Origin of the sequence: Mycobacterium sp. Root265 (assembly GCF_001428895.1) — a bacterium.
Classification (GTDB): domain Bacteria; phylum Actinomycetota; class Actinomycetes; order Mycobacteriales; family Mycobacteriaceae; genus Mycobacterium.
On record NZ_LMJA01000001.1, the window covers coordinates 417454 to 441750 of the forward strand.

At 68.4% G+C, this 24297-nt stretch carries 20 protein-coding genes and 1 pseudogene; 12 read left to right on the forward strand and 9 right to left on the reverse strand.

The features are described 5' to 3' along the window. Position 1 precedes the first annotated feature (1 nt). Together ASE48_RS01860 and lnt are read left to right on the forward strand one after the other, a co-directional pair. Positions 2–1606: an amidohydrolase gene (locus ASE48_RS01860; RefSeq protein WP_057165291.1), complete on the forward strand. Its 1605-nt coding sequence runs from the start codon at positions 2–4 to the stop codon at positions 1604–1606. Next, positions 1599–4147 (forward strand): annotated as a pseudogene (gene lnt / locus ASE48_RS01865) (apolipoprotein N-acyltransferase). The gene ASE48_RS01860 and the pseudogene lnt overlap by 8 nt, the downstream one beginning before the upstream one ends. Positions 4148–4231: 84 nt before the next feature. On the opposite strand, the gene ASE48_RS01875 reads toward lnt, so the two are convergent. Next, the gene (locus ASE48_RS01875; RefSeq protein ID WP_057165293.1) at positions 4232–4567 is read right to left on the reverse strand and encodes an RNA polymerase-binding protein RbpA; all 336 of its coding nucleotides are present in this window, start codon (positions 4565–4567) and stop codon (positions 4232–4234) included. Between the two features lie 134 nt (positions 4568–4701). Between ASE48_RS01875 and ASE48_RS01880 the strand changes: the two genes are divergently transcribed. The 3 genes from ASE48_RS01880 to ASE48_RS01890 all read left to right on the forward strand — a co-directional run bounded on the left by ASE48_RS01880 (position 4702) and on the right by ASE48_RS01890 (position 7058). After that, the gene (locus ASE48_RS01880; RefSeq protein WP_057165294.1) at positions 4702–5061 is read left to right on the forward strand and encodes a hypothetical protein; all 360 of its coding nucleotides are present in this window, start codon (positions 4702–4704) and stop codon (positions 5059–5061) included. Between the two features lie 18 nt (positions 5062–5079). Further along, the gene (locus ASE48_RS01885) at positions 5080–6285 is read left to right on the forward strand and encodes an alpha/beta fold hydrolase (protein ID WP_057165295.1); all 1206 of its coding nucleotides are present in this window, start codon (positions 5080–5082) and stop codon (positions 6283–6285) included. Between the two features lie 104 nt (positions 6286–6389). After that, entirely contained in the window at positions 6390–7058 is a 669-nt protein-coding gene (locus ASE48_RS01890) for a hypothetical protein (protein WP_057165296.1), read from the forward strand. Here the strand turns inward: ASE48_RS01890 and ASE48_RS01895 are convergent. Continuing rightward, positions 7055–7747, reverse strand: a complete 693-nt coding sequence (locus ASE48_RS01895) for a hypothetical protein (protein WP_057165297.1) — start codon at positions 7745–7747, stop codon at positions 7055–7057. The genes ASE48_RS01890 and ASE48_RS01895 overlap by 4 nt on opposite strands. A gap of 65 nt (positions 7748–7812) precedes the next feature. Between ASE48_RS01895 and ASE48_RS01900 the strand changes: the two genes are divergently transcribed. Genes ASE48_RS01900 through ASE48_RS01915 form a run of 4 tightly spaced genes read left to right on the forward strand, consistent with a single transcriptional unit; the run spans position 7813 to position 13663 of the window. After that, positions 7813–9324 (forward strand): carboxylesterase/lipase family protein, encoded by a 1512-nt coding sequence (locus ASE48_RS01900; RefSeq protein ID WP_057165298.1) that lies wholly within the window; start codon positions 7813–7815, stop codon positions 9322–9324. A 52-nt stretch (positions 9325–9376) separates the two neighbouring features. Beyond that, positions 9377–11290 carry a primary-amine oxidase gene (locus ASE48_RS01905; RefSeq protein ID WP_057165299.1) on the forward strand — a complete coding sequence of 638 codons (1914 nt, stop codon included), beginning with the start codon at positions 9377–9379 and terminating at the stop codon, positions 11288–11290. Positions 11291–11331: 41 nt separating this feature from the next. Further along, positions 11332–13308 carry a DUF7064 domain-containing protein gene (locus ASE48_RS01910; RefSeq protein WP_057165300.1) on the forward strand — a complete coding sequence of 659 codons (1977 nt, stop codon included), beginning with the start codon at positions 11332–11334 and terminating at the stop codon, positions 13306–13308. 28 nt (positions 13309–13336) lie between these two features. Further along, the gene (locus tag ASE48_RS01915; protein WP_057165576.1) at positions 13337–13663 is read left to right on the forward strand and encodes a YnfA family protein; all 327 of its coding nucleotides are present in this window, start codon (positions 13337–13339) and stop codon (positions 13661–13663) included. A 3-nt stretch (positions 13664–13666) separates the two neighbouring features. On the opposite strand, the gene ASE48_RS01920 is transcribed toward ASE48_RS01915, so the two are convergent. Both ASE48_RS01920 and ASE48_RS01925 read right to left on the reverse strand, forming a co-directional pair. Then, positions 13667–14545, reverse strand: a complete 879-nt coding sequence (locus tag ASE48_RS01920; protein ID WP_057165301.1) for an SCO6745 family protein — start codon at positions 14543–14545, stop codon at positions 13667–13669. A 23-nt stretch (positions 14546–14568) separates the two neighbouring features. Then, a complete protein-coding gene (locus ASE48_RS01925; RefSeq protein WP_156409000.1) occupies positions 14569–15282 on the reverse strand; it encodes a FadR/GntR family transcriptional regulator in 714 nt (237 codons plus the stop codon). A 120-nt stretch (positions 15283–15402) separates the two neighbouring features. On the opposite strand from ASE48_RS01925, the gene ASE48_RS01930 reads away from it, so the two are divergent. Both ASE48_RS01930 and ASE48_RS01935 read left to right on the forward strand, forming a co-directional pair. Continuing rightward, positions 15403–15906 (forward strand): gluconokinase, encoded by a 504-nt coding sequence (locus ASE48_RS01930; RefSeq protein ID WP_156409001.1) that lies wholly within the window; start codon positions 15403–15405, stop codon positions 15904–15906. After that, positions 15903–17315 carry a GntP family permease gene (locus ASE48_RS01935; RefSeq protein WP_057165303.1) on the forward strand — a complete coding sequence of 471 codons (1413 nt, stop codon included), beginning with the start codon at positions 15903–15905 and terminating at the stop codon, positions 17313–17315. The genes ASE48_RS01930 and ASE48_RS01935 overlap by 4 nt, the downstream gene beginning before the upstream one ends. 60 nt (positions 17316–17375) lie before the next feature. Here the strand turns inward: ASE48_RS01935 and ASE48_RS01940 are convergent, their stop codons facing one another. From ASE48_RS01940 to ASE48_RS01960, 5 genes are all read right to left on the reverse strand, one after another. Beyond that, positions 17376–17846 carry an RDD family protein gene (locus ASE48_RS01940; protein WP_057165304.1) on the reverse strand — a complete coding sequence of 157 codons (471 nt, stop codon included), beginning with the start codon at positions 17844–17846 and terminating at the stop codon, positions 17376–17378. Between the two features lie 77 nt (positions 17847–17923). Continuing rightward, positions 17924–19186: a TetR/AcrR family transcriptional regulator gene (locus ASE48_RS01945; protein ID WP_057165305.1), complete on the reverse strand. Its 1263-nt coding sequence runs from the start codon at positions 19184–19186 to the stop codon at positions 17924–17926. Between the two features lie 78 nt (positions 19187–19264). Further along, a complete protein-coding gene (locus tag ASE48_RS01950) occupies positions 19265–20209 on the reverse strand; it encodes an SDR family NAD(P)-dependent oxidoreductase (RefSeq protein WP_057165306.1) in 945 nt (314 codons plus the stop codon). Then, on the reverse strand, positions 20206–21312 hold the full coding sequence (locus ASE48_RS01955) for an acyl-CoA dehydrogenase family protein (RefSeq protein WP_057165307.1): 1107 nt from the start codon (positions 21310–21312) through the stop codon (positions 20206–20208). Before ASE48_RS01955 ends, ASE48_RS01950 begins: the two co-directional genes overlap by 4 nt. Beyond that, positions 21309–22460, reverse strand: coding sequence for an acyl-CoA dehydrogenase family protein (locus tag ASE48_RS01960; RefSeq protein ID WP_235570591.1), 1152 nt, complete (start codon positions 22458–22460; stop codon positions 21309–21311). Before ASE48_RS01960 ends, ASE48_RS01955 begins: the two co-directional genes overlap by 4 nt. Positions 22461–22585: 125 nt before the next feature. On the opposite strand from ASE48_RS01960, the gene ASE48_RS01965 reads away from it, so the two are divergent. Beyond that, positions 22586–24262: a nitric oxide reductase activation protein NorD gene (locus ASE48_RS01965; RefSeq protein ID WP_082613967.1), complete on the forward strand. Its 1677-nt coding sequence runs from the start codon at positions 22586–22588 to the stop codon at positions 24260–24262. Positions 24263–24297: the final 35 nt, after the last annotated feature.

The following is a 24297-nucleotide window of genomic DNA, read 5'->3' on the forward strand; positions in this document are numbered from 1 at the left end:
CGTGACGACTCTGCTGATCAACGGACGGGTACACAGCCCGGCCGCCCCCGACGCCACCGCCATCGCATTCAGCGACGGCCCCGATGCTGCGGTGGTGTGGCTGGGCGCCGACGACACCGCCCGCGCGGAATTCCCCGACGCCGACATCATCGATCTGGCCGGCGGGTTCGTGGCACCGGCGTTCGTGGACAGTCACGTGCATCTGACCGCCACCGGACTCAGCCTCACCGGCCTGGATCTGCGCGACGCCACCTCCCGCGAGCACTGCCTGCTCCTGCTCGCCGAGTACGCCCGGCGCCGGCCCACCGGCATCGTGTGGGGCTCGGGCTGGGATGAATCGTCCTGGCCGGACCGGACCCCGCCGAGCACCTCCGACCTCGACGAAGTGCTGGGGGGCAGGGCGGCCTATCTGAGCCGGATCGACGTGCACTCCGCGGCCGCGTCGAGCGCGCTGCGGGCGGCCGCACCCGGTCTCGCCGACGCGACCGGGTTCGATCCGCAGCGGCCATTGACCGCCGACGCGCATCACCTGGCCCGCGCCGCCGCCCGTGAGTTGCTGACTCCCGATCAGCGACGGACCGCCCAACTCGCCGCGCTCGATGCCGCCGCCGGTCACGGCATCGTCGCGGTGCACGAATGCGGTGGGCCCGATATCGGCGGTCTGGCCGACTGGCATGCGTTGCACGCACTGGAACACGGCGTGCAGGTCACCGGCTACTGGGGTGAGGCCGTCCAGAGCGCCGCGCAGGCCCGTGACCTGATCGCCACCACCGGCGCCGCGGGCCTGGCGGGGGACCTGTTCGTCGACGGCGCGCTGGGCTCGCGCACGGCTTGGCTGCACGAGCCCTACACGGACGCCGCACACACCTGCGGCAACCGCTACCTGGACACCGACGCGGTCGCCGCGCATCTGCACGCCTGCACCGAGGCCGGGATCACCGCCGGATTCCACGTCATCGGCGATGCCGCCGTCACCGCCGTCACCGAGGCGCTGCGCCGTGTCGTCGAGCAGTTCGGTGGGCCGGCCGTCGCACGCTGCGGGCACCGGCTGGAGCATCTGGAGATGGTGACCGCCGAACAGGCCACCAGCTTGGGCAGCTGGGGCGTGATCGGCAGTGTGCAACCCAATTTCGACGCCTACTGGGGCGGTCCGGACGGGATGTATGCCCAGCGTCTCGGGGTTTCCCGAGCGGCAACGCTCAATCCGTTTGCGCTGTTAGCATCCCAAGGCGTGCCCCTTGCCTTCGGCTCCGACAGTCCGGTCACCGGACTGAACCCGTGGGCGACCGTGCGGGCGGCGATCCGGCACCGCACCCCGGGCAGCGGTGTGTCGGCCAGGGCGGCGTTCTCGGCGGCCACCCGCGGCGCGTGGCGCGCCGGCGGCGTGCGTGACGGCGTCACCGGCACCCTGGTGCCCGGCGCGCCCGCCTCCTACGCCATCTGGGAGGCCGGTGACCTCGAGGTCAGCACCCCGGCGACCGAGACCGCAGCCCGCTGGTCCACCGATCCGCGCTCCCGGGTGCCGGCGTTGCCGCAGTTGGACGAGGAGGCGGACCTCCCGCGCTGCCTGCGAACCGTCCACCGCGGCATGGTGCTTCATGGCTGACGCCGAGACGGCCGACACCGTCGACGACGCCCCCGCAGCTACCGCCGAGCCCGCCGCTCCCGGTCGCGGAGCGCGGATCGTCGGCGCCACCTGGGGTGCGTTGAGTACGCGGCTGATCCGGCTGACCGCTTCGGTGATCGCCGGCGTGCTGATGTACCTGAGCTTTCCGCCGGTGGGCTGGTGGTGGGCGGCGTTCCCGTCGCTCGCGCTGCTCGGCTGGGTGCTGACCCGCAGACAGACCACCCGCGCCGGCGGGTTCGGCTACGGCCTGCTGTTCGGGCTCGCCTTCTATCTGCCCCTGATCCCGTGGGTCGGGCTGTTCGTCGGGACGGGGCCCTGGCTGGCGCTGTCGCTGCTGCAGGCGCTGTTCCCGGCGCTGTTCGGCCTGCTGGCCGTCACCGTGCGCGCACTGCCGGGCTGGCCGGTCTGGTTCGCCGCGGAGTGGGCCGTGCAGGAGTGGCTGAAATCGAGTGTGCCGTTCGGCGGTTTCCCCTGGGGTGTCGTCGCCTTCGGCCAGGACGACGGGCCGCTGCTGCCGCTCGCACAGCTCGGGGGCGCCCCACTGGTGTCGGTCGCGGTGGCCCTGGTCGGGTTCAGCCTGACCGCGCTGAGCCTGGAGATCGTGATGTGGTGGCGGCGCAGCCACCCGAGCGCCGAGGGCTCGGACGCGGCCCGCCCGGAGGCGGTACTGCCCGGCGTGATGATCTGCGTGGTGCTGCTGGCCACCGCACTGGTGTGGCCCGGTGTGCGGCAGGCCGGCGCCGGCGCCGGCGAACACCCGTCGGTGACGGTGGCCGCCGTACAGGGCAACGTGCCGCGGCTGGGACTGGATTTCAACGCTCAGCGCCGCGCCGTGCTGGACAACCACGTCGCCGAGACCTTGAAACTGGCCGAGGAGGTACGGGCCGGCCGCGCGCCGCAGCCGATGGTGGTGATCTGGCCGGAGAACTCCTCCGATATCGACCCGCTGCGCAACACCGACGCCGCCGCGCAGATCTCGGCGGCCGCACGCGCCATCCGGGCGCCGATCCTGGTCGGCACGGTGCTGGCCGCACCGGGCTACACCCGCGAATCCCCGGTGGCGACCAACACGGTGCTGGTGTGGGATCCCGAAACCGGGCCACAGGACCGGCACGACAAGCGGATCATCCAGCCGTTCGGTGAGTACCTGCCCTGGCGGGACTTCTTCCGCAAGTTCTCGTCCTACGCCGATCGGGCCGGCTATTTCCTGCCCGGCGACGGCAACGGTGTGGTCCGGGCCGCCGGCATCCCGATCGGGATCGCCACCTGCTGGGAGGTGATCTTCGACCGGGCCGTACGCGATTCCGTCCTCAACGGCGCCCAGCTGCTCGCGGTCCCGGCCAACAACGCCACCTTCGATGCCGCCATGAGCGCCCAGCAGCTCGCCTTCGCCCGGCTGCGGGCCGTCGAGCACGACCGGTACGTGGTGGTGTCCGGAACCACCGGGATCAGCGCCGTGGTCGCCCCCGACGGGCATCCGCTGGCCACCACGGAGTTCTTCGAACCGGCCTATCTGGACATGGCGGTGCGGCTGAAATCGAACATCACCTTCGCCACGGAGTGGGGCCCGACCGTGCAATGGGTGCTGGTGGGAGTCGGCCTCGCGGCTGTGATCGCCGCCATGCTGCACAATGGGAAGTTCGTGCGCAGACGGCGAGAGGCCGGAGTGCGCACCCCGGTCGGCCCGCAGCACAGGCCTACCGGACAGGATTCGCCCGAAGCGGGCAGTGAGGACGAGAGAACAGCATGAGCGATCTGGTGTCGCCCAGCCGGCGCACGCTGGTGATCATCCCCACCTACAACGAGCGGGAAAACCTGCCGTTGATCGTGGGGCGGGTGCATGCCGCTCAGCCGGACGTCCACATCCTCGTCGTCGACGACGGCAGCCCGGACGGCACCGGCGGGCTCGCCGACGAACTCTCGCTCGCCGACCCGGACCGCATCCACGTCATGCACCGGGTGAGCAAGGACGGGCTGGGAGCCGCCTATCTGGCCGGTTTCGCCTGGGGCCTGAGCCGCGAGTACACCGTGCTGGTCGAGATGGACGCCGACGGCAGTCACGCGCCCGAGGAACTGGGCCGGCTGCTGTCGGCCGTCGACGGTGGCGCGGATCTGGCCATCGGTTCGCGCTACGTGCCCGGCGGCACCGTACGGAACTGGCCGTGGCGCCGGCTGGCGCTGTCGCGCACGGCCAACACGTATTCGCGGGTGCTGCTGGGCGTCGGCATCAAGGACATCACCGCCGGCTACCGCGCCTACCGCCGCGAGGTGCTGGAGAAGATCGACCTGTCCGCAGTGGACTCGAAGGGCTACTGCTTCCAGATCGACCTGACCTGGCGGGCCATCAACGCCGGTTTCACCGTCGTCGAGGTGCCCATCACGTTCTCCGAACGTGAGCTGGGTGTCTCCAAGATGAGCGGGTCCAACATCCGCGAGGCGATGTTCAAGGTCGCCGAGTGGGGGATGCGCGGGCGCCTGGATCGGGCCCGGGGCGTCAGCAGCAGGCCGGCTGCCCTGTAAACGACGGCGAGCGTGCGTGTCCGCGGCCGGCACACCGGGTGCCGGCGCGCGATCACGCACGCTCGATCAGGTCAGTAGGCGGTATCAGCCGCGGCGACGGGTCTTGATGATGTCGAGGCGCTCCTTGAGCAGCTCCTCGAGCTCCTCCACCGAACGCCGCTCCAGCAGCATGTCCCAGTGCGTACGCGGCGGCTTGACCTTCTTGGGCTCGGGGACGTCGCCGTCGATCAGCGTGCCCTCCATACCGTTGCGGCAGGGCCAGGTGCCGGGGATCTCGGCGTCGTCGGCAAACGGAACCTCGAACTCCTCACCGTTGTCGGTGCGGTAGCGCGCCACCTGGCGGGGCGCCAGGTCGTGGTTGCGGTCGGTCTCGTAGCTCACGGCGCCGAGCCGGCTGCCCCTCAGAACACGATCAGCCATCGTCCACTCTCCTCACATCACGCGCGATTTCGTCCGGAGGATCAACGCGGCGGACCCGCGCGAAGTTCCCGACTCAATCCACCAGGATACGGCAGATACTGGGCACGCCGGGTCCGGCGGTCTACAGTCGGCGCGTGACATCCGCAACGCCTGGTACATCCGCTGCGCGAAGGCGCAACCGGCCCCAGCCGTGTCGCTGGTGCGGCCGTGAAGTCCCGGATGCGGGCATGGGACGCCGGCGCCAGTACTGCCGGCAATCCTGCCGCCAGCGCGCCTACGAACAGCGCGCGCAAGTCAAGGGCACCTCGGTGGCGCCGGATGCGGTGGTGCTGACCGCCGAGGAGGCCGCCGACCTCTCCGATCGCATCTATCAGGTCCGGTGCGCGGCCGAAGATGTCGCGATCGCCGCCGACGAAGGAGTCGTCGGGGCCGAGCTGCGCGAGCTGTGTGAAGCGCTGCTGCAGGCGGCGAAGGCCGCCGACGGCTGGCGCTGACGAAACCGGAGTGCGGCCGTGACCAAGCCCAGCCCCGAACGGCCGGCCGGCGTCTGGCGTTTCGGCGACTTCGTGCTGGACACCCACCGCTATGAACTGCGCCGCGACGGCCAGTCGGTGCACGTGGAGCCCCAGGTCTTCGACGTGCTGACCCAGCTGGTGTCCCACCACGACCGCTTCGTCACCAAGGAGGAGTTGTTCGACTCCGTCTGGGGCGGCCGGTTCGTCGGCGAGGCGGCCCTGACCAGCCGGATCAAGGCCGCCCGCCGGGCACTGGGTGACGACGGTGAATCCCAGCGCTTCATCCGGACCGTCCGGGGCCGCGGCTACCAGTTCGTCGGCACCCTCACCGAAGCCGTGGCCACCCCGCCCGAGCGGGCCCCTGCGCCGCGTCAGCACATCGCGTTCTGCCGGGGGGCCGACGGGGTGCGACTGGCCTACGCGGTGGCCGGTGACGGCCCGCCCCTGGTGCGGGCGGCCAACTGGATGACCCACCTGGGTTACGACATCGAGAGCCCGGTGTGGCGGCACTGGGTGCGCGATCTCGCGCTTGCGCACACCTTCATCCGGTACGACGAACGCGGCTGCGGACTCTCGGACTGGGACACCGGGGACTTCACCTTCGGCGACTGGGTGACCGATCTGGAATCGGTGGTCGAAGCGCTTGGCCTGGAACGTTTCCCGCTGCTGGGGGTATCCCAGGGTGGTGCCGTCGCGGTGGCCTACGCGGCGCGCCATCCCGACCGGGTGTCGCATCTGGTGCTGTGCGGCGCCTACGCGCGCGGGCGGGCCGTGCGCGCGGTGGGGGAGGACGAGAAGCGCGCCGCGGCACTGGATCTGGATCTGGCCAGGGTGGGCTGGGGACGCGACGATCCGGCGTTCCGGCAGGTGTTCGCCGCGCAGTTCCAGCCCGACGGAACCCGCGCGGACTGGGAGGCGTTCGACCACCTGCAGCGCCGCACCACCTCGTCAGAGAACGCGGTGCGGTTCCTCGACGAGTTCGGCCGCATCGATGTGCGCGACGACGCGAAACGCGTCTCCTGCCCGACCCTGATCATGCATTCCGCCGATGACCACCGGGTCCCGATGCGCTACGGGGAGGAACTCGCCGCGCTGATACCCGACTCCCGGCTGGTCGCACTGAACAGCAACAATCATCTGCTCACCGAGAGCGAACCCGCCTGGCAGATGTTCCGCACCGAGCTCGCCGCGTTTCTGATCTGATTCCCCGTCGCTGCGCTCGCCCGGGCCGGCCCTGCCCGGGTATCTCCACCCAATCTCCATACAAAATTCATGCGCGACGGGCCGCCGCGCAGCACGCTGAGCAGATGAGAACGCCGACCCGTACCCTGCTCGTGGGGGCCGCCGCAGCACTGGCCCTGACCGCCTGCTCGAACAGCACCGACACCGCGACCTCTTCGTCACCGTCGGCGGCCGAGACCTCGTTTCCGCAGTCGGCCAAGTACATCGCCGATATGCCGGCAGCCGACGGCACGACCATGACCGTGGGCATCGCCGTCGACGGTGTTCAGGTCGCGGCCTACGCCTGCAACGGTGTCGATGACGAGGCGTGGTTCTTCGGCGATCAGTCCGACGGGCAGATCGACATCACCGGTAAGTTCCGCGACACCCTTTCCGCATCGGTCGACGGTGCGGAGGTGGTCGGCGACCTGGCCATGAATGGCGTGGCCTACCGGTTCACCGCCGCCCCGGTGCCCGCACCGGCCGGGATGTACACCGGCGAGGCCGGCGGGGCGCGGGCGACCTGGGTCGTGCGCCCGGGCGACTCGGCGACCGGGGTGCAGCACAATCCCGGCGGCAAACCTGTGCCAGATACGGACCTGTTGAGCGACAACGATTTCCGGGACCACGTGCGCAACACCCGCACCCTGCAACCCGCCTCGCCGATCCTGTCGCTCCAGGATGGGACCGGCACCGCCGACATCGACGGTCAGGTGGTGACGCTGCAGGTCGTCGACGGCGACTTCCGGCTCTAACAGGACAGCCGGACACCGACGCCGGGCGGCGCCTCCGACGCGGAGAGGCAGCCGAACCCGTCGACGCCGTCGGCGCCCATCCGCACCGCGGCGCGTTCGGCGTAGTTGACGCACAGCACCGCATCGGTGTCGGCGCGGCAGCGGAAGTCACCGAACGCCACCGACGACCCGTCCGGCAGCGCGGCGCCATCGCCGTCGACGAAGGGGCCGGGATCGCCGTGCTGTGATCCGATCTCCACGCTGGACCCGTCGAAGTCGACCCAGTTGCCCTTCCAGACCGTGAACACATCGGGTGGCCGCGGCGGCGGATCGGTGAGGTCCACCAGGCAGGCCAGGATGCCGTCCCGGTACCTCGGTGTGCTGATGCAGCTGACGGTGTCGGTGGTGAACGCGATACCGCCGTCGAGCGCGGTGCTCACCCCGTCCCGGGTGACGGACCCGAAATCCTCGGGCGCGGCCGGCGCCCCCTCCTCGATCCGGGAGATGACCGCGCCGATCTCGGCGTCGGGCGCGATGCTCCCGGACGGTTCGGCGCCGCGCGATGGGCTGCCCGGCGCCGGCGAAGCACTGCTCGTGGCGCTCGGCGACGGCACCGACAGCGGGGTGCGGGCCGTGGAACTCTGCGAGTCCAGCGTCTGCGAACAGCCCGCCACCAGGGCAGACGACACCAGCAACAACACCAACCGCATCCGGCCAAGGGTAGCGGGCGCGCCACGACGCGGCGAACCGCCGGATCTTCGCTAACGTCGGCCTCATGCACGAACACACCGTCCGGGTTCGTATCAACACCGGAACCATCGAAGGGTTCACCCGTAACGGCGTGCACCGGTGGCGGTCCATTCCGTACGCCAAGCCGCCGGTGGGCGCCCTGCGCTACCGCTCGCCCGTGCCTGCCGAGCCGTGGCCGGGGGTGCGCTACTGCCACGGATTCACCTACTGCGCCCCGCAGCAGAAGATGTACACCCTGATGGGCGTCGGCAGGTATCAGCCCATGAGCGAGGACTGCCTGACGCTCAACGTGGTGGCGCCCGAGGAACCGGAGTCCGACGGGCCGTTGCCGGTGATGTTCTTCATCCACGGCGGCGGCTACATCATGGGCAGTTCGGCCACACCGATCTATGACGGGGTCGCGCTGGCCCGGCGCGGCTGCATCTACGTGTCGGTGAACTACCGGTTGGGTGCGCTGGGCTGCCTCGATCTCTCCGCGCTGTCGACTCCCGAGCACCCGATCGACGGCAACCTGTTCCTGTCCGATCTGGTGCTGGCGCTGCGCTGGGTGCGGGAGAACATCGCGGTGTTCGGCGGCGACCCCGAGAATGTGACGATCTTCGGGGAGAGCGCCGGGGCCCACGCGGTGGCCACCCTGCTGGCCGTCCCTGATGCCAAGGGCCTTTTCGCGCAGGCGATCTCGGAGAGCCCGGCCAGTGGCATGGTGCGCACCGCCGAGGCCGCCCCGGTGTTTGCCGAACAGTTCGCCGGACTGCTCGGCGCATCCGCCTCCGATGGTGCGGCGGCCGTGATGTCGGCCCGCCCGGCCGAACTGGTCACCGCGCTGGACAAGCTCATCGCACGCGGCGGGCGGGACATGCCGGGCGCCTTCCCGGCCGGTCCGACCAGCGGCACCGAACTGCTGCCCGAGGATCCGCTGCACGCCATGCGGACCGGCACCGCACACCGGCTGCCGCTCATCGTGGGCACCAACGCCGACGAGGGCAAGTTGTTCACCCGCTTCATGCAGCTGCTCCCGATGACCGAGCAGACCATCGAGATGCTGCTGGCCGATTCCGACACCGGCACCCGGGACAGAATCGTCTCGGCGTACCCGGACTATCCGAGCAAGCGGGCCTGCATCCGGCTGGGCGGGGACTTCGCATTCGGCACGGCCGCATGGGATATCGCCGAGGCCCACAGCGTGCACGCCCCGACCTACTTCTACCGCTACGACTATGCCCCGCGCATCCTGAACTGGTCCGGCATGGGTGCCACCCACGCCACCGAGCTGCTCGCGGTGTTCGGCATCTACCGGACCCGCCTGGGTGCACTGCTCACCGCCGGCGGGGACCGCACCTCGGCGAAGCGGGTCAGCCGCGAGATCCAGAGCCGGTGGGGTGAGTTCAGCCGAACCGGCGGCCCCGGCGAGGGCTGGCCGCGCTACGACGAGAGCATGCGCGCGGTCCTGGTGTTCGACCGCCGGACCCGGCTGGAATACGACCCGCACGCGGACCGCCGCCGGGCCTGGGAAGGTTTCACCCTGGCCGCGCGGTAGTGGTTAGGAGCAACTGGCTGCGCCACCGCGCCGGGTGTGGTTGTTTGGTTCGATGACGCACCCGCTGGACCCGCTGGGCCCCGACGAATTCACCGCTGTCGCTGCGATCCTGGGCCGCGAACACGGCGTCGGGGACGGCTGGCGATACGCGTCCATCGAGATGTCGGAGCCAGGCAAGGCCGAACTCGCGGCCTTCGAGGACGGTGGGCCGCTGCCGCCGCGTAGGGCCGTGGTGGTGTGCTTCGACCGGTCGGCCAATGCGACCTACAAGAGCATGGTGTCACTGACCGACGCACGGGCCGAGTCGTTCGAGCATGTGCCCGGCGTGCAACCGAACTTCACCGTCGACGAGTTCCTCGAGTGCGACCAGATGCTGCGTGAGCATCCGGAGTTCCTCGCCGCCCTGGCCGCCCGGGGCATCACCGATATCGACATGGTCTTCGTCGACACCTGGACCTACGGCGACGCCGTCATCCCCGACGAGTTCCGCGGCCGCAGGCTGGGCTGGTCGGACACCTGGCTCAAGGACGGGCCGGGGATGAATCCGTACGCGCATCTGGTCAGCGGACTGCACTGCGTGATCGACCTCAACTCGATGGAGTTGCTGCGCGTCGAGGACACCGTCAACGTCGAAACCCCGGCCGTGATGGGCGAATACACGCCGCGCCACATTCCGGAGCACATCCGCGCCGCCTCCCGCCGGGAACCGCTCAAACCGCTGCACATCACCCAGCCCGAGGGTCCGTCGTTCACGCTGGACGGCAATCTGTTGCGCTGGCAGAACTGGTCGCTGCGGGTCGGGTTCAACTACCGCGAGGGCATGACGCTGCACACGGTGCGCTATCAGGACGGGGACCGGAACCGCTCGATCGCGCACCGGATGTCGTTCGCGGAGATGGTGGTGCCCTACCGCGACTCGTCGGTCGACCATTACCGCCGCACCGCGTTCGACATCGGGGAGTGGGGGCTCGGTTTCATGACGCAGTCCCTGGAACTGGGTTGTGACTGTCTCGGTGAGATCCGTTATCTCGATGCCGTGCTGCACAACAGCAAGGGCGAGCCGTACACCATCACCGATGCGATCTGCATCCACGAAGAAGACGCCGCCGTGCTCTGGAAGCACGTGGACCACGACACCGGTGCCGAGGTGCGCCGGATCCGCAGGCTCACCCTGTCGTTCCACGTCACGGTCGCCAACTACGAATACCTGGTCTACTGGCGGCTCTATCAGGACGGCAACATCGAGTGCGAGGTGCGCGCCACCGGCATCATGGTCACCACACCGCTGGCGGCGGGGCAGCCGAACCCCAATGGCACGCTGGTCGACGAGCGCACCTACGCCCCCTTCCATCAGCATTTCCTGGTGGCGCGGCTGGACCTGGACGTCGACGGCACCGACAACACCGTCTACATGTCGGAGTCCTTCGCCGAGCCGACCGGGCCGGAGAACCCGTACGGGCTGTCGCTGGTGACACGCAATGTCGCGCTGCGCACCGAGGACGAGGGCAAACAGGATGTGGACTTCTCCACCCAGCGAGGGTGGAAGGTCGTCAACACCAACGTCGTGAACGGTCTGGGCACCCACCCGTCCTACAAGCTGGTGCCGACCGGGGCGCTGCCCGCCATGTTCGACACGCAATCACCGGTGCTGCGGCGCGCCAACGTCATCGGGCATGCGCTGTGGGTGACACCGAATCACCCCGAGGAGCGCTGGCCCGCCGGAGAATTCGTGAACCAGTCGGTTGCTGACACCGGCCTCGGCGAATGGACGAAGGCCAACCGGCCGATCGAGAACACCGATGTCGTGCTGTGGTACGTGTTCGGTATCCACCACATCACCCGGCCCGAGGACTGGCCGGTGATGCCGGTGGACGTGGTGTCGTTCTGGCTGAAGCCGTTCGGTTTCTTCGACCGCAATCCGGCGCTCGATGTGGCGGCAAGCCCGGCCGAGTGCCATAAGAGTTGACACCTGTCATATGTGATCGGGGCCACTGCTAGGTTCACACCGTGCAGAGTCAACTCATCGAGCGTCCCACGGATCTGACCGACGAATGGCTCACCGCGGCGCTGGGCGCCGGCACGGTGACCGGGCACGAGTTCGAGCGCATCGGCACCGGGCAGATGAGCGAGTGCTACCGGGTCGCCCTCCGCTACGCCGACGGCGATTCCGGTCCGGCGACGGTGGTGCTCAAGGTCGCCGCGGCCGACCCGAACAGCCGCCAGACCGGTCTCGCGCTGGGTCTCTACGAGCGTGAGGTCCGGTTCTACGCCGAGATCGCCCCGAACAATGCCGGGCCGTTCGCGCCGTGCTTTCATCACGCCTATGACGCCGAGACCGGAGCCTTCGACCTGCTGCTGGGCGATGCCGCGCCCGCGGTGGTCGGCGATGAGATCCGCGGCGCCACAAGCGCACAGGCCGTCCTCGCGCTGAGCCAGCTGGGCCGGGTACACGGCCCGCTGCTCGGCGATGACGGACTCGCGGAGGCGGCCTGGCTGAACCGTGAGGCCCCGGTCAGCCAGGCGTTGCTGGCCGGACTGTGGGCCGGATTCGCCGACCGGTTCGGTGACCGGATCGCCCCGGAGCACCGACTGGTGTGCGAACGCCTGGTGGACGCCTTCGACGGGTATCTGACCCAGGAGTCGGCCGCGATGCAGGGACTCGTGCACGGCGACTACCGGTTGGACAACATGCTGTTCGGTGAGGCCGGCGCGGAACGGCCTCTGACAGTGGTGGACTGGCAGACCGTCACCCGCGGTCCTGCGCTGACCGATGTCGCTTACTTCATCGGGTGCGCATTGTCCGATGATGTGCGGCGCACCCACTATGACGCGCTGCTGGAGGCGTACCACCAGGCTCTCGGCGAAGGGTCGCCGCTGTCACTGGACGATGTCAGGGCCGGAGTGCGGCGGCAGAGTTTCTTCGGCGTGATGATGGCGATCGTGTCGTCCATGCTCGTCGCGCAGACCGAGCGCGGGGACGAGATGTTCATGACAATGCTGGCGCGGCACTGCACGCACGTGCTGGACACCGATGCGCTGGCGGTCTTGCCGGTGGCCGCGGCGCCGGAGCCGCTGACCCCCGACGCCGCCGACGAGGGCCCGCATGCGCATACCGATGAGGCGCTGTGGAACGAGAGCTGGTATTTCGACTTCGTCGATGCCGCACAGGGTCTCGGCGGCTGGGTGCGCCTGGGGCTGATACCGAACCAGGGCACGGCGTGGATCAACGCGTTGCTGTGCGGGCCCGGCATGCCGACGGTGGCGGTCAACGATCTGCAGGCCCCGCTGCCCGCCGACCCGGCCCGGGTGCGTACCGAGCAGATCGATCTCGAATTGTCCGCGACGGTGCCGCTGCAGCGCTACCGGGTGACGCTGCGGGCCCGCGGCGAGGCCTACGACGACCCGGCCGGGCTGTTGCGCGGCGAGCTGGGCCGCCCCGTCGAGGTCGGCCTGGACCTGGAGTTCAACTCGGTCAGCACGCCGTACCTGTACCGGATCACCCCGCGCTACGAGATCGCCTGCACCGTGTCGGGCACCGCGACCGTCGACGGTCAGCACTACCCGCTGAATGCCGTTCCCGGGCAGCGGGACCATTCGTGGGGTGTGCGGGACTGGTGGAGCATGGACTGGACGTGGAGCGCTCTGCATCTGGAGGACGGCACCCACCTGCACGGGGTGGATCTACGGATACCCGGGATGGCGCCCATCGGCATCGGCTATTCGCAGCGCGCGGGCGAGTCGCTCGTCGAACTCGAAACAGTCTCCGCACAACACACTTTGGGCTCCGACGATCTGCCGTCCACGGCGACGCTGACGTTGCAGCCGGGGGATACGGAGCTGACCGTCGACATCAAGGGCCATGCGCCGGTGCTGCTGACCTCCGCCGACGGCCGGGTCGCCCAGTTCCCGCGCGCCTGGGCGACGGTCAGCACCGACGATGGCCGCACCGGTGTCGGCTGGCTGGAGTGGAACCGCAACCTCTGACCCGTTGCGTGCCACACTGGCACCGGTGATGGTGCTGAAATCGATGGTGCTGTTCGTGCTCGCCGCGGTTCTGGAAATCGGCGGCGCCTGGCTGGTGTGGCAGGGCGTTCGCGAGCATCGCGGCTGGCTTTTCGTCGGCGCGGGGGTGATCGCGCTCGGGGCCTACGGTTTCGTCGCCGCGTTCCAGCCCGATGCCAACTTCGGCAGGGTACTGGCCGCCTACGGCGGGGTGTTCGTCGCCGGGTCGCTGATCTGGGGCATGGTGGCCGACGGATTCCGTCCGGACCGCTGGGATATCTCGGGCGCGCTGGTCTGCCTTCTCGGGGTGGGGCTGATCATGTACGCACCCCGCTGAGAATTACAGCCTGTCGTTGCCGAGATCGCCGCGGTCCAAGCCCATCGGGGTGGCCGCCGGGACGTCGCCGGCCGCGACCACCAGCCGGGTCAGCGGCGTGAGCGCGCCGAACAGGATGTCCAGGTCGCCATCGTCGAGCACATCGAACGCCGAGAGGGCCAGCCGGTCGGTGGTCTGCTCGATCTCGGCCTTCAGCGCGGCCCCGGCCGGCGTGAGCGTGCCGGCATCGTCGAGCAGTCCGCGCTCGGCCAGCTCTCCGACGTGGCGTTGCCACTGCTCCTCGTCGTAATCGCGGCTGCGCATGATCATCTCGCGGGGCACCCGGTCCGCCGCGGCGTGCAGGACGTTCGACTGGCGCCCGCTGATCCCGAAGACGTTGAGCGCGGCGATATGGCCGTCACCGCGCTGCTCCCGCAACAGCGTTGTGGCGTGCCACAGTTGAGCCAGCGGCTCCTGCGGCCACGGCAACGCCAGGTTCGCCGCGAACAGCGGCCGTCCCTCCGACGGTGCGTGGCGCGCAGCGGTGCCCAGCAGCGCCGCGGCCGTGTCGATGGCATCGGGATCGGTGCATCCGTAGCGCTGCAGCGCGGCCACCGCCGAATCCTGGCGGACCTGCAGCACCGTCGCGGGCGTGGCGATGTCCCAGGCGGCGGGCAACGCCTTGGCGACCCGCTCCGGCGCGAAGTTGCAGAACACCGCGCTCACCACCTCGGGTACGACCGCCCCCAGCGGCGCCGAGCGGGCGGCAAAATATCCCATCCAGAAACCGCGGAAGCCGAGCCCGTCGAGGGCGGCGCGTGATTCCGGGGCGAAGTAGGTGACGGCGTGGACCGGTTCCAGCCGATCGAACAGGCGACGGGCGATGGTCGTTGATCTGCTCACCCCGACAGTCAATCATCCGCCGTTCAGTCGACCGGTGCGTCGTCGGCGACCGCCGCTTTCGCCTCGTCGATGATGGCCCGCATGGCCCGTTCCGCGCCCGCCTCGTCCCGCAACCGGATGGCCCGCGCCACCTCGTCGTGCAGGGCGATGGCCACCGGATTGGGTTCGTCGGGCATCATGCCGTGATGGGTGCGACCGGTCAGCACCTCGGAGACCACCGCGTTGAGGGCGCGGAACATCTCGTTACCGCTGGCCTCCAGCAGGGTCCGGTGAAAGACCTTGTCCGCCTGTAGATACGAGTCGAGGTCACCGACCCGCCCGTGCATCACCATGTCGGACACCGCGGCCGCCATGATGCGGCACTGGTGCGGATCGGCACGTCGGGCCGCCAGCGCGGCGGCGGCGGGTTCGAATCCGCGACGCAGTTCGGACAGCGAGACCAGTTGCGCGGCGCGGTCACCGGATTCCAGTCGCCAGCGAATGAGTCTGGGATCAAAGACATTCCAGTGCTCGGCGGGCTGGATGGTGATACCCACCCGGCGCCGGGAGGCAACCATGCCCATCGACTCCAGCACGCGCACGGCCTCGCGCGCGACGCTGCGGGACACCTCGTGCTCGGCGCTGACGCGCTCCAGGTTTATCACCTGGCCGGCCGGGTATTCGCCGGACACCACGGCGGTGCCCAACGCGGTCAGCACGTTCTCGTGCAGCGCGCTGACATTAGGCGTAAACCCCACCGATACATCTTGTCATAGCCTGACGTGACTGACTAAAAACGGATCTTTTCGTGATCTGCTTGCAATAATCTGATGATTGATGCACGCTATGTGAGGTCAGACACATGGAGGCAGAGCAAGGTGACAGCACCAATCGTGGTGATGGGCGTATCGGGGTCCGGCAAATCGACCGTCGGGGCCGCCCTGGCCCAACGGTTGCGAGTGCCGTTCGCCGACGCCGACGACTTCCACCCCCCGGCGAACATCGCGAAGATGACCGCCGGCGAGGCGCTCGACGACGACGACCGCCATCCATGGCTCGAGTCCATCGGAGAATGGCTGGCCGAGCGGTGCACCACCGGTGGCGTGATGAGCTGTTCGGCGCTCAAGCGCCGGTACCGCGAGCAACTGCGCAGGCACTGCCCGGACGTGCAGTTCCTGCATCTGAGTGGAACACCCGACACCATCGGCGCACGGCAGGCCAGCCGCCCCGGCCATTTCATGCCGGCTTCGCTGCTGGATTCTCAGTTCGCCACCCTCGAACCCCTCGAAGATGACGAGGCGGGCGTGACCATCGACGTCGATCAGCGCATCGATTCCATCATCGACAACTACGTATCCCAGACCGGACTGGAGCTCCGATGAACACTGATTTCCTGAACAACGGGATACGCCTGCTGGCGGAACCGCCCAAGCTCGTCGAACCCGTCGCATCGACGCCGCACCTGATGCTGGCCTTCCTGGCCGGTATCGCGGTGATCATCGTGCTCATCACCGTGGTGAAGCTGCACCCGTTCCTCGGCCTGATCTTCGGCGCCGTAACCGTGGGTGTCGTTGCGGGCGAGGACTTCGCGACGGTGCTCGCCTCATTCTCCAACGGCTTCGGCAAGACTGCCGCCAGCGTCGGCATCCTCATCGCGCTGGGTGCCATGTTCGCCAAACTGCTGGCCGACTCCGGGGGAGCCGACGAGATCGTGGACACCATCGTCGGACACGCCTCACCCCGGATGTTGCCGTGGGCGATGGCGCTGGTCGGTGCGATCATCGGCCTGCCGATGTTCTTCGAGATCGGCCTGGTGCTGCTGATGCCGGTCATCTACCTGGTGGCCCGCCGGTCCGGGCTGTCCTTGATCACCATCGGGATCCCCGCCCTCGCAGGTCTTTCCGCGATGCACGGCTTCGTGCCACCGCACCCGGGTCCGCTTGCGGCCATCGGGTACCTGGGAGCCGACCTCGGACTCACCCTCGCACTCGGTGTCGCAGTCGCAATCCCCACGATCATCGTCGCGGGCCCGCTGTTCGGGAAGCTGGCAGGCAAGTGGGTCGTGGTCGGCGCACCGGAGTTCTTTGATGCCGATGAGCTGACGGAAGGCGAGCAGCGCCGCAGGCCGTCATTCGGTATCACGTTGTTCAGCGTGTTGCTGCCGGTGGTGCTCATGCTGGGCAAGGCGCTCGTCGACATCTTCATCGAGGACGACGGCCAGTGGTTCCGGAAGATCTTCGACACCCTGGGCACACCGCTCATCGCGCTGTTGATCGCCGTGATCGTCGGCATGGTGACCCTCGGCCGCGGCGGCGGGATGTCGCGCGCCGAGATCACCAAATGCGTCGAGTCCGGTCTGCCGCCCGTGGCGGGGATCATCCTCATCGTGGCGGCCGGTGGCGGCTTCAAGGAGGTGCTGGTGGACACCGGCATCGGCACCGCCCTCAAGAACCTCGCCGAGGGCACCAACATCTCGGTGATGCTGTTGGCCTGGGGCCTCGCGGTGGCGATCAGGCTGGCCACCGGTTCCGCCACCGTCGCCACCATCACCGCGTCCTCACTGATGATCGGTCTGATCGAAGGAATGAGCTCCGGCGAGGTGTCGCTGGTGGTGCTGGCGGTCGGCGCGGGCTCGCTGTTCTTCTCCCATGTGAACGACGCCGGCTTCTGGCTGGTGAAGGAATACTTCAAACTCAGTGTCGGCCAGACCATCAAGTCCTGGTCGATCATGGAGACCGTGCTGTCGGTCTCGGGTCTGATCGTGGTGCTGCTGCTGGATCTGTTCATCTGAGGCACAACGTGCGAAAGTCCCCGGATCCTGGCGGATTCGGGGACTTTCGTGGTGTCGGGGTCAGCTCTTGAGGACCTGGGTACCGCCGGCCAACTCGTCGTGCTTGCCCTGTTTGGTCGCACTGCCGTTGATGGTGACCGCGATGATGAGGATCGCGATGACACCCAGCAATCCGCCGACGAACGGGACGATCGGCAGCAGCGTGAACGCATTTCGGATCGCCGATTGCTGCAGCGTCGGCTTCGCGGCACCGGCCGGGCCATGGACGCTCAGGCCCAGTACCTTCTTTCCCGGCGTCCACCCCTGGGTGGTCTCGAACGCGACGTAGTAGACGAACGTCAGCAGGCCGGTGAACAGGCCTGTGACCCATACGTTGGACAACGAGTCGGTGACGAATGCCAGGAAGAACGCGACGATACCAATGACGATGCCGTCGATGATGCGGGCCAGCCAGCGGGGGAGCAGCCCGCCCGGTTGCCCGCCTGGAGTGGTGTACGTGCCCGGTTGCTGATCGAATCCACCTGTGGTCATGCCTGCAGAACCTACTCGCCCGGGCCGTATCGGCAAGCGATAAAACCCGGCTGGATCTCAAAGCGGGTTTGTTCAGATCAGCCGGACCGCAACGCGACACCGCGGATGACGGTATCGCGGGAGTGGGTGAGCGCCCGGTCGGTGCCGAGCTCACGCAGAATGTTCTCCGGAATCCACTGCACACCGATGACACCGCGGGCCAGCACTTCGGCGTTGGGGCTGTCCACCCGGATCTCCCCGGAGCGGATGCCCTCGGAGAGCATCGTCTTCATCTGCCGTACCCGAGTCGAGAACGACCAGCCGGGATCGGCGACATCGGGAGGAGACTGCCGCATCCAGGCCAGCTGGATGCGGAACTCGTCCGGAAACTGTTCCAGGGCATTGATATTGAGCCAGCTCAGCGCGTCCAGCTTCTCCAACGGGGTGGACTCCGACCGCAGGACTTCACTCCAACCGCCGCCGACCTTGTGGCCGAAGGCCACCATGATCGACATCAGCAGCTCGTCTTTCGATCCGATGATCCGATACACGGTGCCGGTGCCCATCCCGGCGGCCGAGGCGATATCGCGGATGGTCGTCATTTCATAACCGCGCCGGCCGAACTCACTTCGGGCAACGGACCGGACGTGGGCAGCCTTGTCACTTTCTCCGGATTCGGTGTTCTCCGACCAACTCTTCACCACCTCGTCGGCGGCGGCGAACGCAGCCGAACGGTCCAGCTGAACGTCGGTGAGGTCATGGCTGGCCAGTCCATGGAGATGGATGCGGCACAGCAGGCTCGCCACCTGATCGCTGCTGCCCTTGTGCCGGATCACGTCCAGCCCGACATGCAGCATGCTTTGGCAGATCCGGTCGGCCAGCGTCGGCAGGTCCATCTCGGGCCTGAGATAACCGCTCCACCGACCGGCCCGCAGCAACTGCAGCATCGCGGATTGGATGCCGGCCGGGCGGCGCTTCGTGAGTTCCATCAGTTCGGGATCCGAGCTCGGGCCCTCGTAGAACGACATCTGCAGCGCCGCCCGGTGTGCCACTGCGCACCGGGCGATGGCACATCCGAGGCCGATGATCTGGTCCTCGATCGGACGCGGGTCCGGGGCGTCGAGTCCGCTGAGCGCCTGCTCGCCGACCAGGTCCAGCGCCGCGTGATAGCGCCGGGTCAGCTCGACCAGGATGGCTTCCTTGGATTCGAAGTGGTGGTACAGACTGCCCGCGAGAATGCCGGCCGCATCGGCAATCTGCTGCAGTGAGGTGCGCAGGCCCGATTCGGCGATCACGTCATTGGCGGTCTGCAGAATCTGGATCCGACGCGTATCGGGAGCCTCTGATGGATGGTCGGTCATCGGCTCCTATCCCTCGTCTCTGTACCCGAGCTCGAATACTGAGCTTACGACCTGATGTCCCGACGACGGGTAACTGCTTCATCCCAGCGCGGTGACGCCTAACCGTTCGCACATGGCGAACACCTCATCGAAGATCGACCCGGGCACGGTGAACCGCTCGGTGGACGACATCTCGGGCAGGTGGGCGGCGATGTCCTCGGCCCGTGGGACGGTGCCGGCCGGTGCGCTCCAGCCTTCGGCAAGGCCGATGAAGACCCGCGCGAAGTGCCCGGTACCCGCCGAGTAGTTCTGGTGGGACACCTCGCACGTGCGGCTGGCGAGATAGGTGACGATCGGCACGACGAGTGCCGGATCGATCAGTTTGAGGAAGCCGGTCTCTTCGAGGGCTGTCTCGTTACCGAGGGTCTCGGTCACCATCCGCGAGAAACCAAACGGCAGAACCGCATTCGCCTTGATACCGTGTTCGGCGCCCTCCAGCGCGATGACGTTGGTCAGGCCCACAAGTCCGGTCTTGGCGGCGGCGTAGTGGGATTCCCACGGCTGGCCGAACATTCCCGCCGAGGACGAGATGAAGACGAATCGTCCGTACCCCTGCTGCTTCATCGCCCGATAGGCAGGCTGGGCCAGGTAGAAACCACCGTCGAGGTGGACCTGCAGCATGGTGCGCCAGTCCGATTCGGACAGTTCGTCGAACGCAATGCTGCTGAACACCCCGGCATTGCTCACCACCGCGTCGATGCGACCGAACTCCTCGATCGCGGTCGCGACGATGGCGGTTCCGCCTGCCGCGGAGGCCACCGAGTCGTGGGAGGCAACCGCCGTGCCACCGGCCGCTCGGATCTCGGCCACCACCTCGTCGGCAACACCCGGATCAGATCCGTCCCCGTGCATGGAGCCGCCGAGATCATTGACCACCACGGCCGCACCTCGTGCGGCCAGATCGAGGGCGTACAACCGGCCCAGTCCTCGGCCGGCACCGGTGACGATGGCCACCTGGCCGGTGAAATCGATCGTGTCGTTCATCGAACTCTGTCCCTTCCCGCCCGGCAGCCGACCACCAGTGCGGCGCCCAGCTGTTCCACATAGTCGTCGCTGCCACCCAGAAACGTCGAGAACCCCAGCAGCCGCCTCAGATACAGGTGAGCATCGTGTTCCCAGGTGTAGCCGATGCCGCCGAACACCGGGATGGCGGTGTCGCCGACGGTGGCCAGCCTGGCACCGAATGCCTTGATCCTGGCGGACGCGAGCGGTCGTTCCGCACTGTCGGCGTCATCGGCGGCCCAGAGCGCGCGCAGCACTCCACCGCGCCCGAGTTCGACGGTCTGGAACATGCTCACGCAGAGCTGCTGAACGGCCTGGAAGCTGCCGATGGGTTGACCGAATTGCCTGCGACTCTTGGCATGGTCGATCGTCAGGTCGAGCAATCGTTGCGCGGCGCCCAGCGCGTCGGCAGCGGCCAACGCCAGCACGTCATCGCGTAGCGAGGTGATCGCCTCGTCCCCGGCCCGACCCAGCACGCGCGCCGACACGTCATCGAGCCGCGCCCGGAAGACCTTGCGGGTGCGGTCGACACCGGTCACCTCGGTGATCTCGAGGTCGGCGGTGGACACCGAGTGCAGTGCCCAGCCGGCGTGATCACGGATCGGGATCAGTGCGATGTCGGCGGCCGTTGCATCGGCGAGTCGGTCGATCTCACCGCGCAGCAGCACCTCCGAGCCGTCGTCGGAGCTTTCGGGTCCATGGCCGCGCAGCGGTCCCACCGTCGCCACGACCGATCCCTCGGCGATACCGGCCAGCAGTACCGCGGCCTGCGCTTCGAGTCCGAATCGAAAGAGAGCGCGAGAGGCGGCAGCGCAGGACAACCAGGGCCCCGGGTTGACCGCAGCACCGAGCGCTTCGGCGACGATACCGGCGTCCACCATCGTCGCCCCGGATCCGCCGTACTCGGGTGCCACCAGCAGACCTGTTGCGCCGAGGGCGGCGAGTCCGTGCCACACCGGGTCGGTGGTTCCACGCGGGTCGTCGAGAAGGACACGGACGTGCTCGGTGACACCGGCTTTCTCGGCGAGGAATGCCCGGACGGTGTCCGCCAGCGCACGCTGTTCGGTGCTGTACTCGAGGTTCATCGGCGCGGCAGTCCGAGTAGCCGAGCGGTGATGCTGGTGTTGATCTGGGTGGTACCGCCGGCGATGCTCAATGCACGCGAGGTGAGTCTGTGCTCGGCCCATCGACCATCGGCACCGGCGTCCCCCAGCAGCTCATAGCCCAGCGCGGCCATGTCCTGCCCGATCTCCGCCCACACCGATTTGGCCAGGCTCGCGGTGCCGAAACCGTCTTTACCGTGTGCGGTGGCCGAGATCGAACGCTGGCAGAGCGTCTCGAGATAGCTGATCCGCATCTCCAATTCGCCGAGCCTGCGCAGCGTCGACGGGTCGTCGAGCGGGTGGCCCGCGTCATCCAGGTCGGTGACCAGATCGGCGAGTCGGGTCTGCATCTCGGCGTACAGTCTTGCCGCCCCAACACGTTCGTGGGACAGCGTGGTGGTCGCGACCTGCCAGCCCTCGTTCAGCGCGCCGAGCAGCGCGCTCGCCGGTACCCGGACATCGGTGAAGAAGATTTCCGCGAAGTCGGCGTCACCATTGAGGGTGACCAGGGGGCGCACCTCAACCCCGGGCAACGAGAGGTCGACGATCAGACAGGAGATGCCCTGGTGCTTCGGTGCGTCAGGGTCGGTGCGGACGTACAGCTGGCACCAGTCGGCGCGGTGGCCGAGTGAGGTCCATATCTTCTGACCGTTGATGACGAAGTCTCCGCCGTCGGCGACGGCGCGGGTACGCAGGGAGGCCAGATCCGAACCCGCTTCCGGTTCGGACATGCCCTGGCACCAGATGTCGTCGGCGCGCAGCATGCGGGGAAGCAGGTCGAGCTTCTGTTGCTCGGATCCGTAGTGCATGAGTGCCGGTGCGATGTTGTTGATACCGATCACGTTGAGCGGGTGCGGCACTCGCGCCCAGGTGGTTTCCTCGGCGTACACCAACTGTTCGATGATGCCCGCGCCGCGGCCACCGTAGTCGGCGGGCCATGAGACGGCCGCCCAGCGCGCATCCGCCATCTGGGCATTCCACCGTCGCATGGTGCGGAAGGCGTCCTCGTCGCGACCGTAACGCTGGGCCGCGGAGAGGATCTCGGGTGTCAGGTGCTCGGCCAGCCACGCCCGCAGTTCCTTGCGGAACTGCTCGGTGTGTGGCGGGTAGGTGAAACCGAAGGATTCCAAGGGGCCTACTTCATATCGAACATTCGTCATGTCGAACGTTGACTCGCTGTGGGCCGAACTCTACGGTGGAACAGATATTTGGTCAACGTTCTGGGTCCAGGCATGAAATCGAGGTGCACAGCACGGTGACAACCGACGACGATGCGCCCGACGTGCAGGTCCACGCCCTGCTCGCCTCCGCGCTGGCCGGACGGACCGTGGCGGTGCGGTCCGTCCCGGCCGGGGAACCCGCCTGGACCGACGGCGTCGCGGTGTACCTGGACGCCGCGGCCGATACCGCGTTTCAGCGCCGCTGCCTGGCCGTTCAGGCATCGCTGCTGGCCGCCGACAGTCTGGACCCCGCCATCCTGTGCACGCTCGGTCGACGCAGCGCCCTGGCGCAGCGCTACCTCGCGATCGAAGGGCACCGCGCCCTGGCCTGCAACGAGGAGCTGCTGTCGCGGGACATCCGCGCCCTGCTGGATCCCGCGCTCGCGGCCGGCACGGATTCGGCGCAGGCATCGCTGGACCTGGCCCTGAGCCGGGTGCACCTGCCCGAGGCGCCCGCGGCCTTCGGAATCCTTCGGCCACGCAGGATGGCCACCGGCTCGAACGACCCGGACCGGCCCGGCCGTCACATTGCCCGCAGGAAGCACGACAACGAGTTGCACGAGCTCGTCGAGGACGCGGTCGACGATGCCGACCTGGACGTGCTGGACAACCTCACCAGCCCGGTCGGTGGCGGTGGCTCGATCGGGAAACTTCTGCAGCGCATGATGAAAAGCGTGCGGCGTCGGGGCAGCGGCGGTGGCCCGCCCGGGGCGGATTCGGCCACCCGCCGGTCCCGCTCGGGTGCCAGGGGAGCGGCCGCCGTGCTGTCCACCACCGTCGGTCCGTCGTATGACGACGATCCCGGGGGCACGGTGGGCGCAACGTACCCCGAATGGGATGCCAATCAGCGCCGCTATCGCGAGAACTGGTGCACGGTCGACGAAGTCGAGGTGCCGGCGCGTGACGTCACGCCGGCACCGCGTCCTGATGTCCATGCGTTGCGCCGACCGCTGACCCGGCTGGGCGTCGGGCTCGACCGCTGCCGGCGCGAGGCCCAGGGCGACGATATCGATATCGATGCCGCCGTGCGTACCAGGATCGACACGCTGGCCGGAACTGCCGGTGACGCCGCCGTCTACATCGAGAGCCAGCGACGCAGAAGAGATCTCGCGGTGCTGGTGCTGCTCGATGTGTCCGGGTCGGTCAACGAGCCCGGGACGGCCGGGCGCACCGTGCACGAGCAGCAGGTGCTCGCTGCGCACGCGTTGACGGTGGCACTGCACGAACTCGGCGACCGGGTGGCGCTGTACGGGTTTCGGTCCCAGGGCCGCTCGTCGGTACACGTGCTGCCCGTCAAACGTTTCGAGGACAACTTCGACAGCGCCGTCGCGCAGCGGTTGGCCGCCCTGACACCCGGTGCGTACTCCCGCCTGGGCGCGGCCATCCGGCACGGCACCGCGCTGATGGCGGAGAAGGCCGGGACCTCCCGGCGGTTGCTCGTCGTACTGTCCGACGGACTGGCCTATGACCACGGCTACGAACGCGCCTACGGTGCGGCCGATGCCCGGCGCGCCCTGGCCGAAGTGCGCCAACAGGGCACCGGCGCCGTCTGCCTGACGGTCGGGGCGGGTACCGGGGCGCACGAACTACGACGGGTGTTCGGCAGCGCCGCGCATGCGGCTATTCCACGCCCCGAGCAACTCGGCGACATCATCGGCCCGCTGTTCCGGTCCGCGCTGCGGTCGGCCGACCTTCGCAGGCGCGTCGCCTGACGACTCTGACCACATGCTTGAACCAAACATCTGTT